Source organism: Cognatundibacterium griseum, from assembly GCF_014284195.1.
GTDB lineage: Bacteria > Pseudomonadota > Gammaproteobacteria > Burkholderiales > Burkholderiaceae_D > Undibacterium > Undibacterium griseum.
Map to the genome: position 1 here is coordinate 793,090 of NZ_JACOGC010000002.1, position 13,448 is coordinate 806,537.

Consider the following 13,448-nt stretch of genomic DNA (forward strand, 5'->3'; position numbering starts at 1 on the left):
GGCAAACTTCTGGCTGCCTTATTTACTTGAAATGAATTTGCGGTGAAAAATCTCTCTTTTGAATGGTTGGTCGGTCTGCGCTATACGCGGGCCGGGCGTCGCAGCGGCAGAAACAGTTTTATTTCTTTTATCTCCATGATTTCTATGGCTGGTATCGCACTCGGGGTTGCTGCATTGATTATTGTTCTGTCAGTCATGAACGGTTTTCAGAAAGAAGTCCGGGATCGCATGCTTTCCGTGCTGGCGCATATAGAAGTGTTTGATGCCAGCGGCACGCTGGTTGAGTGGCAGAAAACAGCCTTGGAGGCAAAGAAAAATCCCGCCGTGACAGGTACTGCGCCGTATGTGGATGGCCAGGCGATGATTATCCGGGACGATGTGATGCACGGCGTGATTGTGCGTGGCGTATTGCCGGATCAGGAACGTTATGTGTCGGAGGTATCGGAAAAAATTAAAGCAGGCAGATGGGTTGATCTGCGTCCGGGAGAGTTTAATATTATTCTCGGGTCTGCACTGGCAGCCAATCTCCATGTGCATGTCGGCGACAAAGTCACGCTGGCGGCGCCAGAAGGACAGATGACACCGGCAGGTGTCGTTCCACGGCTCAAGGCATTTACCGTGGCTGGCATCTTTGATGCCGGGCATTATGAGTTTGATTCTGGCATGGCATTCATGCATATTGCCGACGCCCAGAAATTTTTCCGGTTAAGCGGACCATCAGGATTGCGCCTGCGGATTAAGGAGATGCTCAAAGCGCCACAGGTTGCGCTTGAATTGTCGCGTACCTTATCCGGCGATCTGCTGATTCGCGACTGGTCGCAGCAAAACCGGAATTATTTTTCAGCCGTCAAGACAGAAAAAACCATGATGTTCATTATTCTGGCACTGATTGTTGCCGTGGCTGCGTTTAATCTGGTCTCGACTCTGGTGATGACTGTTACGGATAAACAGGCGGATATTGCGATTCTCCGCACGCTCGGAGCATCGCCTGCTTCAATCATGAAGATTTTCATGATACAGGGCGGTCTTGTCGGTCTGATCGGAACCGGGCTGGGTGTGGCAGGTGGCGTCGTGGTGGCTTTGAATATTGATGTGATTGTTCCTTTCATTGAACGCTTACTGGGAGTCGATTTTTTACCGAAAGATTTGTATTTCATCAGTGCATTACCGTCGGATCTGCGATGGCCCGATGTGTGGCAGATCAGTATCATGGCCCTGGTCCTGGCGTTTGTCGCAACGATTTACCCCAGCTGGCATGCCGCCCGCGTGAAACCAGCGGAGGCATTGCGCTATGAGTGATCAGATGAATGCACAGACAAACGGACAGGAAGTGATCCTGAGCTGTCAGAATCTCGGAAAAACCTTTAACGAAGGTGCGGAAGCCGTTTCAGTGCTGAAAGGCATTACGCTGAATGTGAATAAAGGAGAGCGGCTTGCCATTATCGGCGCTTCCGGCTCCGGAAAATCTACCTTGCTGCATTTACTGGGAGGGCTGGATACGCCGACTACAGGCACAGTCTGTTTGCAGGGTGAGGATATCAGCAACATGAGCGAGTCTTCACGGGGGACGATGCGCAATCGCTCCTTGGGTTTCGTTTATCAGTTCCATCATTTGCTGCCTGAATTTTCTGCGCTGGATAATGTGGCTATGCCATTACTGATTCGCCGTGTTCCCCGCTCAGAAGCGCAGCAAGCGGCACAGCAAATACTGGAAAGGGTCGGGCTGGGGCACAGAGTCAGACACGTTCCCGGAGAACTGTCTGGTGGCGAGCGTCAGCGTGTCGCCCTGGCACGTGCATTGGTGACCCAGCCAGCCTGCGTTCTGGCGGATGAGCCTACCGGAAATCTGGATGGCGGCACCGCCCAGCAGGTATTTGCATTGCTGCTGGAATTATCCAGAACGCTTGGCACGGCTTTTGTGATCGTGACTCATGATGCGGAGCTGGCCAGTCGTTGCGACCGGATATTCAGACTCTCTGATCAGGGCCTGTTGCAGCAATAGGCGACGCATGACTGACCGGCATTTTCCTCCGTTTTTGATACCTGCATTCCGGCATATTATGTTGCTGGGAGGAATGGCCTGTTGTGCGGCTACTGCCAGCGCCAGCAATGATCTGGCTTTGCAGCTCGAAACATCTCTGCTGACTGACAGTAATCCTTTCCGGTTTTATGATCATCAGACAGATGCGCAGCGCCTTGAAATCCAGCGCCTGACAGATATGATCAATACCACCGATGTGCGCGGCGGTGCGATCATCCCGTTGCTTTCAGAGCAGACGAGACTGATCCTGACCGGATCGCTGGGAAACCGGCATTATAAAGACTACCGCCAGCTCGATCATCAGCAGGCCGCTGGCGATGCGGTGCTGGAGTGGCAGGCAAGCAAAATGCTCGACGGCAGGGTGGCGGCAGGTAAAGACAAACGCTTGTTTCAATACATTAACGGTACGCTGACCGAGCGTGATCTGGCGCACCAGACAACCGGAAGCGCCGATATCAATCTCAAAATCAGCGATGAATGGCAGCTCCGGAGCCGCTGGTTCCGCTCAGAGCTGGCGTATGATCTGCCGGTCAACCAGTTGTACAACTTAACAGAACGTGGGCAGCAGGCGGGTGCGCTATACCTCTCGCCAACGGGTTCCAGTATTGGTGCGGGAATACGCCATTCCGATGTCTCTTATCCGGACCGCACACCGCAACAGATCGCTGATCTGGACCGGCATTATCAGGAGAATGAATTTTTTCTGGACGCAGAATGGCAATACAGCGTCAAAACTGCCACCAGCGCGCATCTGGGCATGATTCGTCGTCGTTATACCGTTTTGGATGAACGTAACAGCAATCTATTTAATGCAATCTGGCGTGGCGTGTATCGCTATTCCCCTAAACTCAGACTGGATGTGCAGTTATATAACCGGCCATTTTCAATTGTCGATCCGGCCGTCCTGTACGTGACGAGTAAAGGCATTCGTTTTGATGCGCTCTGGCACTGGTCAGATAAAACCAGATTCAATTTCTCAACACTCTGGCAGGCCAGTGATCAGCAACTGATTCCACGCCTGACGCTGCCCGGGAATACTTCCCGGCAGGAAAATCTGCAACGGATCGGCGCCGGAGCAAGCTATCAGCTGGAGCGGGGCTTCAGAGTCTTTTTTGACAGCTTTTACGAAAGAACCACCCGGAAAGCGGATGATCAGCAGTTAAAGCAGGCAGTAGTGAAGTTAGGACTGGAATACACTTTTGAAAATCTGCCGGGAAGCGCTGCCAAAACCGGATTGCTGCGTTATCAGCAATCGTTGAGCGCTTCCGATCCTATACGGGAATAATGAGCTCATGTCTTTGATCCGGAAAATCAGCCGCTTATCCGCCCGCCATCTGGCCTGTCGCTGGATTCCATTACAACAGGAGCGCGGCGTCATCAGTTTTTCATTCGATGATGTACCTGCCAGTGCCTGTCACCAGGGAGCCGCCTTGCTTGAGCAATATCAGGCGCGCGGCACATTCTATGTCTGCGGTGGTTTAACTGACGGTATCGAACAATCCCAGCCATGCCATAGCGTGCAGGATTTGCAAAGACTGGCGTGCAACGGACATGAAATCGCCTGTCATACGTATGCGCACCGAAACTGCGCTGATACCGCAATCCCTGCCTTGCAGGCAGACTGGGAACGTAATCAGGCATTTTTTAAGACGCATCAGTTGCCGGGTGCTGGATTTGCATTTCCTTTTGGCGCCTACGGCTTACTCAGCAAAATCGCTGCATCGCGCCGGTTTGCATACAGCCGCATCACCGGCGGCGGACTGCAAACCGGGCGTGCGGATCTGGCTGCATTGCGGGCGCAGGCCTTGTATGCCAACACCATGACTACGGAACAGATGGCTGCGTTGATCCGGCAGGCAGATCAGCAGCGTGGCTGGCTGATTTTCTATTCTCATGAAGTCAGTGCACAGCCGGGACCATGGGGAACCAGCCCGCAGCAATTGGAAACCGCATTGCGTCTGGCTGCGGAGTCCCGCTGCCGTCTGCTTACAGTGCAAAAGGCGATACATTATTTTCAGCATGGAGATGCGGGCGACTGACACCTGCTAGATTCCACAGCAGATTTTTGCTAGGCGACTTCAGTTACAATTTCCGCCACACTTTTTGATTTTCAAGATCGGATACGATTTATGCGCCAGCACAGCCAGTTCGGACTGTTAAAACAACACCGCTTTGCACCGTTTTTCTGGACACAGTTTTTAGGGGCATTCAATGACAACGTGTTTAAAACAGCACTGCTGACGATTCTGACTTACAACACTCTGGAGTGGACCAAGTTGGACATCGGTTTGCTGAATAATCTGATTCCCGGGTTATTTATTCTGCCTTTTGTCCTGTTTTCTGCCACAGCAGGTCAGCTCGCCGATAAGTTTGAAAAAGGAGCGATGGCGCGTAAGGTCAAGTTGTTGGAAATCCTGATTATGCTGATTGCCGCATATGGCTGGTGGAATCATCAGCTCTGGCTCTTGATTGCCGCAGTGGCTGGCATGGGGATTCATTCGACATTATTCGGGCCGGTCAAATACGCATATTTGCCCCAGCATCTGCAAAAAGATGAACTGATCGGTGGCAATGGCCTGATTGAAATGGGAACTTTTGTCGGAATTCTGGCTGGCGAAATTCTCGGAGCGATGCTGGTGGTGCACCAGCCGTGGGGATTGCAGCTTGTCGCTACCGGAACCATCATCGTCGCGGTTCTGGGTTACATTGCCAGCCTGCGGATTCCTTATTCACCGGCACCAGAACCGGCATTGCCGGTTAGCTGGAATCCCCTGAGTGAGACGGTGCGAAATATTCGTTTCAGCAGAAAAAACCGTCCGGTGTTTTTATCGCTGATGGGAAATTCCTGGTTCTGGTTTTATGGCGCCATCATTCTGGCTCAATTTCCTCAGTACGCAAAAAATTATCTGCACGGTGACCATAGTGTTTTTGTATTGCTGCTGACGGTTTTTTCTTTTGGAATTGGTACTGGCTCACTGGCATGTGAAAAATTATCGGGGCATAAAATTGAAATCGGTCTGGTGCCATTTGGGGCGATCGGTTTATCGGTCTTTGGTTTTGATCTGTATTTGTCCAGCAATACTTATATCAACACGCAGATAGTCGATCTGTGGGGATTCCTGCAACAGGCCGGCGCTGTGCACATCCTGGCGGATATCGTGATGATCGGTGTTTTTGGTGGTTTGTACATCGTACCTTTATTCGCTCTGATTCAGACGCGTTGCGATCCTGCCCATTTATCCCGCACTATCGCCGGCATGAATATTCTGAACGCTTTATTCATGGTTGTGGCATCACTCGCTGCCATGCTGATGCTGAAACAAGGCTTTACCATCCCGCAGATATTTATGGCTACCGCGATGCTGAATGTCGTCGTGGCGCTTTATATTTTCAGTCTGGTTCCTGAATTCTTAATGCGTTTCATTGCCTGGCTGCTGATTCATACCGTGCATCAGGTCAGGACTGTCAATGCTGAACGTATTCCGGCGGAGGGAGCAGGTGTACTGGTCTGCAATCATGTCAGCTATATGGATGCTATCGTCATCATGGCCTGCAGCCCTCGACCTATCCGCTTTGTGATGGATCACCGCATTTTTAAAATCCCGTTTTTGTCCTGGATTTTCCGCACAGCCAAAGCGATTCCGATTGCGCCTGCCAAAGAGGATCCGTGGCTGACCGAAAAATCGTATGTCGATATTGCGCAGGCTTTGCATGAAGGGGAACTTGTTTGCATCTTCCCCGAAGGAAAACTAACCAGCACCGGCGATATCAATCAGTTTCGTGGCGGTGTGATGAAAATACTGGAGCGCTCGCCGGTTCCGGTTTATCCGATGGCACTGCGGGGTTTATGGGGCAGTTTTTTTACGCGCGACGGGGGAAATCCGTTTGAACGGGCATTCCGGCGCAGACCTTTTTCCAGACTGGAATTAGTCGTTGGAGAAGTCATGCAGCCATCGCAGGTATCTCCAATCGTATTGCAGGAAAAAGTAACGCAGTTACGCGGCAACTGGCGCTGAAAAAAAGACCAGCCCTTATGTAACTTATGTAACGTGAGGCTGGTCTGATTTAATTTTAGAAGGGCGCGGGATCAGTGCGCACCGCCGGCATCAGCCGGAACGGATGATTTTTTGGGTTTAGTCAGCCAGACCAGGCCAATCAGTCCGAGGAACATAAAGGCTGCCATATAGAACAGATCGGTTGCCGCCATCGTGCTGGCCTGTACGCTGATGATTCTGTCGATGAGCGCGTAGGCTCCTGCATCAGGGATGCCTTGCTGGTTCAGCCCCTGAACTGTCTGCACGAATGCCTGGGAGCTGCTGCCCGTATGCTCTGTAATGTGCGCATGGTGCATGGTGCTGCGGCTATCCCACATGGTGGTCATGATAGATGCCCCCATACCGCCGCACATGATCCTGACGAAATTCGATAAACCGGAGGCCGCCGGAATCTTATCGGGTGGCTGGCCAGACAAGACGATGGATGTCAGCGGGATAAAGAACATCGACATCGCAGCGCCTTGCAGCAGTGTAGGTATCAGCAGAGTGATGGTATCGACTTCGGTGGTAAATCCGGCGCGTAAAAAGAATACCAGCGCAAAACCGAGGAAAGCCACAGAGGCAACCTTACGGGCGTCGACTTTCGGTAAAATTTTACCGATCACGGGCGATAGTAAAATCGCAAAAATACCTACTGGCGCCATGACCTTACCGGCCTCTGTCGCAGTATAAGACAGCTGGGTCTGCAGCCATAAAGGCATGATGACCAGACTGCCAAAAAACAGCCCGTAACCAATCGAAATAGCGACGACGCCGGCAGAAAAATTACGGCCTTTAAATAAGGACAAATCAACGACCGGATGGTCCTGTCCTGTTTCCCAGATCACGAAATAAATCAATCCGATCACGGCAACCACTGTCAGCAGGATGATCTCCCCGGAGCTGAACCAGTCAAGTTCTTTACCTTTGTCCAGCATTAACTGCAACGCACCGACCCAGACCACCAGCAAAAATAAGCCAACTTTATCAATAGGCAGTGCCTTGATCGCAGACTCACGCTTCCGGTAAATAGACCAGGTCGCCCATGCCGTAAATAATCCGACCGGAATGTTGATGTAAAAAATCCAGGGCCAGGAATAATTATCCGAAATCCAGCCGCCAAGCAGTGGCCCCATGATGGGCGCCACCAGTGTTGTCATCCCCCATAAGGCCAGCGCCATTGAGCTTTTCGCGGGCGGATAACTCCCGAGCAGCAGGGATTGCGAAAGGGGAATCATCGGGCCGGCAACAGCTCCCTGCAAAATACGGGCGGCGATCAGTATTTCGATATTCGGCGCCATCCCGCACAGCCATGATGAAATGACGAACAGCAGAATGGATGCCATAAATAAACGGACCTGGCCAAACTGTGTTGTCAGCCAGCCAGTCAGAGGCACAGAAATCGCATTGGCTACTGCAAACGATGTGATGACCCAGGTGCCCTGTTGCGGAGAAACACCCAGATTTCCCGAAATCGCCGGAATCGAAACGTTGGCAATCGAGGAATCCAGGACATTCATAAATACCGCCAGCGATAAGGCCAGCGTGCCCATAGCCAGTTGCGATCCCTTTAATGGCGCATACGGAGCGCGGGAAGCTGTGCTCATTATTTTGCTTTCGTATCCGCGGTGTTTTTCATAGTTGCTGCAGTACTGTTCTGAGCAGTGGATAAGTTGATCTGAATAATCTGGGCAATACGCTGGTCGGCATCCTTGGCAGCCTGTTCAAATACCTGCGTCTGATATGCCGGCGTTGCTCTTGCTGGCTGACTGGCCGTGACTGGCGCTCCCTGTTGCTGAGAGATATTCACCTGTACCTGCATCGATACGCCGATACGCAAAGGATGGCTTTCGAGTTCTTTCGGATCAAGGGAAATACGTACCGGAACTCGTTGTACAACCTTGATCCAGTTACCGCTGGCATTCTGTGCCGGCAGCAGCGCGAATGCTGCTCCTGTACCAGCAGACAGGCCCACAATTTTTCCGTGGTATTCAACGTCGCTGCCATACAGATCAGAGTGCAGTGTCACATCCTGACCGATGCGCATGTGCGCCAGTTGTACTTCCTTGAAATTGGCATCCACCCACAGCGAATTGAGCGGTACGATCGACAGTAGGGGCGCACCGGGAGCTACACGCTGACCAACCTGTACCGCGCGCTTGGCCACATAGCCGGTTGCCGGTGCAGGTAAGGAAGCACGGCTGTATGCCAGCATCGCTTCGCGTAATTTTGCGGCTGCGCGCAATACGTTCGGATGCTGGCTGACGCTGGTATTGTCAGTCAGTGCCCGGTTGGCGCCGAGCTGCTCACGTGCTGCAAGCTGGGCAGCTTCTGCCGTTTTGAGCGCATTCTTTGCGTGTTCCAGTTCCTCAGCAGAGATGGCGCCGGTACTCAGTAATTGCTGGCGTCGCGCCAGATCAGACTTGGCACGCTCAACGTCGCTGTTGCGAACATCGATGTTGGCCTGCAGGCTGGCATTATTGGCGAACAAAACCCGGACTTCGCGCACCGTCTGCGCCAGTTGCGCTTCTGCCTGCTCCAGGGCAACTTTGGCGTCAGTTTTATCCAGATCAATCAGTGGTTTGCCAGATTGCACCAGTTCTGTATCGTCCGCATGAATAGCGACGACTGTGCCTGCAATCTGTGGCGTGACCTGAATGACATTGCCAGCGGCATAGGCATCATCGGTGTGTTCATAGTTACGGGCCACCAGCGCCCACCATGCGCCATAGGCGATGGCGGCGAGGAGAATGACGCCGGAGACAATCAGCAGCAGTCCCCGACGTTTGCTGTTGTCGGAAGCGGGTTCATTAGGAATAGATGGCGTGGAATTTTGTACTGGAGCGTTCATTACGCTACCTCCGGAATGTTGGATGCTGAATGATTTTTTGTTGTGAGTCTGGATGTGCTGCTGTCTGGCACAGTATGACTGTCATAGCCGCCACCGAGCGCCTTGATCAGATTGATCTGACTGTCTATGTGCCGTAAATGGATGTCCAGCGATAATTTTTGCTGGGAGAGCAGGGCGCTTTCAGCCATCAGCACTGGCAATACGTTGGCAGTACCTGCCTGCTGACGTTGCTGAGCCAGCTTCAAGGCAGTCCTGGCGGCCTGTTCGGCCTGTTGCTGCTGCTTTGATTGTTCATTGCATGCCTGAATAATCTGAATCTGATCCGCCACTTCGTGCAAGGCATCGGTCAGGCTTTGATTGTAGGTGGCGACTGCGACATCATAGCCGGCAACCCGGGTTTTTAATTCCGAGCGTAAGCGGCCGCCCTCAAATACTGGCAGATGTATTGCAGGACCAATGCCGTTGATCATGCTGCCCGACTGGAGTAAATGATCCAGTCCGAGACTTGAAAGACCAATGAAACCGGAAATATTCACGTTCGGATAAAACTGAATTTTGGATAATTCAATGTCACTTTGCCCCGCCTCCACACGCCAGCGTGCGGCAGTGATGTCTGGCCGGCGGCTGATCAGCTCCAGAGGCAGGCTGGCAGGCGCAGTGATGTCGCCAGGCGGCTGATATTGCGGAACCGGAATTTGCTGACCGCGTTCAGGATCGGCACCGATCAGAGCAGCCAGCTGATTACGGGTCAGCACAATATTTTCTTTCCAGTTGCTGATCTCATTTTTGAGGTTGGAAATCTGTATCAGACTTTGCTGAATCTCAGATTTGGTATCCAGCCCGGCTTTGACGCGCTGACTGGTTAATACATCCAGTTTTTCCCGGATAGCGAGTTGCTGTTCACTGATGGCCAGTTGCTGATAGTCACGAACCAGTTGTACCCAGCTGCGGGCAATCGCATTACCGAGCATTAAGCGTGCACTTTGTTGTTCTGCTTCTGCAATTTTTTCCTGAGACAGGGCGGCGCGCATTTCAGTACGATGTTTGCCCCAGAAATCCAGCTCGTAAGAGGCACTCAGCGCCAGTTGATTATCTGTATCGTAAGTGCCGGCCAGCGGAGGAGGGACGAGTCCATGCTCGGTAAAACGTTGGTAGGTGGTGCTGTAACTGCCGTTCACAGAAGGAAGGGTATTTGCTTTGGTAATCCCGGTTGCTGCCTGCGCTGCCTGAATGCGGGCTGCTGCCGCTTGCAGGCTGGGGTTGTCACGTAAACCGGCCTGAATCAAGGCCTGTAAATCGCTGCCGCCGATTTGCTGCGCCCAGTCGGCTGTCGGCCATTGCCCGTGTTGATTGGCGAAGATGCCGGAATTCGCCTGATCACCGATGGTTTTTAATTGCGCCTGGCTTTGTATGCCGTTGTAACTCACGCAGGCAGACAGCATCGTGACAGCACTGGCTACCATTAAGCGCCTGAACAACCGCGGGGTGCCGTTGTGTTTTTTAGAGATGGATTTCATGAGGACGATATCTTTAAAATAGGATGAAACAAGATAATTTAATTGTCTCGGCAATGATTATTTCTTTCTTCAAGCAAAGGCCGGTTGGCCAATAATTTCCGCAACAGGCTTTTCAGAAAACCGATTTCTTCCTGAGTGAATCCGGTAAATCCGACATTCAGCACTTCCCGGTAAATCGGGGGCAATTGCTCGGCAAGATGTTCACCGGTCTCCGTCAGTTCCAGCTTAAACAGACGCTTATCCGCAGGATCAGCGATGCGCCGGATAAAGTTTTTCGCCTCCAGCCGGTCTACCGTGCGTTTCATCGCCGCGGAGTCAATGAACAGATCTCTTGCCAGTTCTGCCGCCGTGCTGCATTTCCCAACGTTAATCAGCAAAAAGACACTGGCCTGGGCATGCGTCAGACCCAGCGAGCGCAAGGAGTCATCCACCGATCTGGATAGCATGGTCCGCGCTCTGGCAAGTAAATAGCCGACACTATCCTCCAGATGGGAAACATCGAACTTTAGTGAGGAATCTTGAGTATTCATGACAATCAGAAATCATTGACTAGGCAATAGTTTATATCAACTGAAAAATCTTTGCAGGCGATAAAAAAAGGCGCTGCATTGCAGCGCCTTTATCTGTGAAATAAGTTATCAATTACAAAATTTCACTCGCATGATCTGCCAGACGAGAACGCTCACCGCGCGCCAGCGTCACGTGACCGCTATGTGCCCAGCCTTTGAAACGGTCAACTACGTAAGTCAGACCGCTGGAGCCCTCAGTCAAATAAGGTGTGTCAATTTGGGCAATATTGCCCAGGCAGATAATTTTTGTGCCCGGACCGGCACGGGTGACCAGTGTTTTCATTTGTTTGGGCGTCAGATTTTGTGCCTCATCAATAATCAGGAACTTGTTGACGAATGTCCGCCCCCGCATGAAGTTCAGGGATTTGATCTTGATTTTGGAGCGGATCAAATCCTGTGTTGCAGCTCGACCCCAGTCACCGGCATCGTTATCAGACTTATTCAGCACTTCCAGGTTGTCGTCAAATGCCCCCATCCACGGAGACATTTTTTCTTCCTCCGTTCCCGGGAGGAAGCCGATATCCTCGCCAACGGGAACGGTAACGCGCGTTACGATAATCTCGTTGTAAGTCTTGCTTTCTAAAACTTGTGCAAGACCCGCGGCCAGTGCCAGCAAGGTTTTTCCGGTACCGGCCTGACCCAGCAGGGTGACAAAATCACATTCAGGGTCCATCAGCAAGTTCAGTGCAAAATTTTGTTCGCGGTTGCGCGAGGTAATGCCCCAGACGCTATGCTTGACGTGTCCGTAATCCCTCAGTGTCTGTAAAACGGCTGTTTTACCGTTGATTTGCCTGACTTGGCCATAAAATGAAGCTTCCCCATTTTTAGGCTCCAGATACACGAACTGATTGACCAGCAAAGAAGGGATGACCGGGCCGGTAATCCGGTAAAACGTGCTGCTGAGACCATTTTTATTCTCTTGCCAGGTTTCAATTCCCTTACCGTGCCGGTTCCAGAAATCATCGGGCAATTGCACAATTCCTGAGTACAGCAAGTCGGAGTCTTCGAGGACGTGATCATTGAAGTAATCCTCTGCAGGCAGACCCAGGGCACGTGCCTTGATGCGCATATTGATGTCTTTGGACACCAGCACAACCGGTCTACCAGGAAATTCCTGCTCCAGCGCTTGCACCACGCCCAGAATCTGATTGTCAGCCTTGCCCTGAGGTAAGCCGCGTGGCAATTCATTGACGTGCAGCTTGGTCTGGAAGTAAAGATGACCTTTCGCATCTTTATTACCCAGTTTTGATAAAGGAATCCCTTTTTCAATCGCGTGATGATCAATATCACCGACCAGTGCATCCAGGGAGCGTGATACCTGACGTGCATTGCGCGCCACTTCTGACATTCCCTTTTTATGATCGTCCAACTCTTCGAGTGTGATCATCGGCAGATAAATATCGTGTTCTTCAAAGCGGAACAAAGAGGTTGGATCATGCATCAGCACATTGGTGTCCAGTACAAACAGCTTGGTCGTGCCGGATTCATCCGCTGCTTTGCTGGTGCTGGATTTGGCGCGATGTTCCGGCACCTTTTTTTCTATCGCAGCGGCAGGAGTCGTTCTGGCAGACTTTTCAGAGTTTGCTCTGGCAATCACTACGGGTGCCTTATCCGCTGCAACGGGCATTTTTCTTCTGGCGGGAATCGCGCTGCCGGCAGAAGATGTTTTCATGTGCTCCGGGGGCGCCGCTTTGACTGTTTTTGCAGTCGTTTTGGTGTTCTTTACTGTTTCTGCTTTTGGATAGTCTTTAGGAGACAGTAAGGCGGCTGGTTTTGCCGGCATTTTAGGCAATGGCATGAATACCTCAGTAAAAAGTGAGAGCTGGAAAATTAAAAAGCCGCTGTGGCTTACCCGGCATTAATGCTGGATTGACCATCTGCGGCTTTGAAAATAGAAAATCGTTTGAGTCCAATTATGTTTGTGCGCTCACAAATTCAAGTACTTCATCAACGTGACCTGCGACTTTGACGCCTCTCCATTCTTTCACCAATTTACCTTTGGCGTCAATCAAAAATGTGCTTCGTTCTATGCCGCGGACTTGCTTGCCGTACATATTTTTCATTTTCATCACATTAAACAACTGGCACAAGGTTTCGTCAGGGTCGGAAATCAGGTCAAACGGCAATGCCAGCTTAGTTTTAAATCCCTCGTGAGAGCGCAGGCTATCGCGGCTGATGCCAAAAATTTCAGTATTAGCTGCCGAAAAGCGGGGATGGAGATCACGGAAGGCGATCCCTTCAGTGGTGCAGCCAGGGGTGTTGTCTTTTGGGTAAAAATACAGAACGATATTTTTACCCGCGAAATTGCTGAGTTGAAAGGTATTGCCGCCCGTCATGGGAGCGGAAAATTCGGGAACCTGGCAGTTAAGTGCGGAAGCGGTTTCAGCCACTACGATCTCCTTGATGTGTGAAGGGAGAAAATGCTGCTGCCACAGG

11 protein-coding genes are annotated in these 13,448 nt (G+C 51.6%); 5 read left to right on the forward strand and 6 right to left on the reverse strand.

The genetic code is table 11. From position 1 onward, the window contains the following. Positions 1-42: 42 nt before the first annotated feature. The 5 genes from H8K27_RS07975 (at position 43) to H8K27_RS07995 (ending at position 6,057) form a co-directional block, all read left to right on the forward strand. The gene (locus H8K27_RS07975; protein WP_186862600.1) at positions 43-1,299 is read left to right on the forward strand and encodes a lipoprotein-releasing ABC transporter permease subunit; all 1,257 of its coding nucleotides are present in this window, start codon (positions 43-45) and stop codon (positions 1,297-1,299) included. 4 nt (positions 1,300-1,303) lie between these two features. Then, positions 1,304-2,002: a lipoprotein-releasing ABC transporter ATP-binding protein LolD gene (gene lolD / locus H8K27_RS07980; RefSeq protein ID WP_186862601.1), complete on the forward strand. Its 699-nt coding sequence runs from the start codon at positions 1,304-1,306 to the stop codon at positions 2,000-2,002. A gap of 7 nt (positions 2,003-2,009) precedes the next feature. Then, positions 2,010-3,326, forward strand: a complete 1,317-nt coding sequence (locus H8K27_RS07985) for a hypothetical protein (RefSeq protein WP_186862602.1) — start codon at positions 2,010-2,012, stop codon at positions 3,324-3,326. A gap of 7 nt (positions 3,327-3,333) precedes the next feature. Next, positions 3,334-4,080: a polysaccharide deacetylase family protein gene (locus tag H8K27_RS07990; protein ID WP_186862603.1), complete on the forward strand. Its 747-nt coding sequence runs from the start codon at positions 3,334-3,336 to the stop codon at positions 4,078-4,080. Between the two features lie 90 nt (positions 4,081-4,170). Beyond that, entirely contained in the window at positions 4,171-6,057 is a 1,887-nt protein-coding gene (locus H8K27_RS07995) for an MFS transporter (protein ID WP_186862604.1), read from the forward strand. 71 nt (positions 6,058-6,128) lie between these two features. Here the strand turns inward: H8K27_RS07995 and H8K27_RS08000 are convergent, their stop codons facing one another. From H8K27_RS08000 to H8K27_RS08025, 6 genes are all read right to left on the reverse strand, one after another. Continuing rightward, on the reverse strand, positions 6,129-7,682 hold the full coding sequence (locus H8K27_RS08000) for a DHA2 family efflux MFS transporter permease subunit (RefSeq protein WP_186862605.1): 1,554 nt from the start codon (positions 7,680-7,682) through the stop codon (positions 6,129-6,131). After that, complete coding sequence (locus H8K27_RS08005) at positions 7,682-8,926, reverse strand: HlyD family secretion protein (RefSeq protein WP_186862606.1); 1,245 nt, start codon at positions 8,924-8,926, stop codon at positions 7,682-7,684. The genes H8K27_RS08000 and H8K27_RS08005 overlap by 1 nt, the downstream gene beginning before the upstream one ends. Further along, positions 8,926-10,443 (reverse strand): efflux transporter outer membrane subunit, encoded by a 1,518-nt coding sequence (locus H8K27_RS08010; RefSeq protein ID WP_186862607.1) that lies wholly within the window; start codon positions 10,441-10,443, stop codon positions 8,926-8,928. Before H8K27_RS08010 ends, H8K27_RS08005 begins: the two co-directional genes overlap by 1 nt. Before the next feature lie 38 nt (positions 10,444-10,481). Then, positions 10,482-10,973, reverse strand: coding sequence for a MarR family winged helix-turn-helix transcriptional regulator (locus tag H8K27_RS08015; RefSeq protein WP_186862608.1), 492 nt, complete (start codon positions 10,971-10,973; stop codon positions 10,482-10,484). A 112-nt stretch (positions 10,974-11,085) separates the two neighbouring features. Continuing rightward, on the reverse strand, positions 11,086-12,684 hold the full coding sequence (locus H8K27_RS08020; protein ID WP_408058421.1) for a PhoH family protein: 1,599 nt from the start codon (positions 12,682-12,684) through the stop codon (positions 11,086-11,088). Positions 12,685-12,925: 241 nt separating this feature from the next. After that, entirely contained in the window at positions 12,926-13,402 is a 477-nt protein-coding gene (locus H8K27_RS08025; RefSeq protein ID WP_329604360.1) for a peroxiredoxin, read from the reverse strand. Between the last annotated feature and the right edge of the window lie 46 nt (positions 13,403-13,448).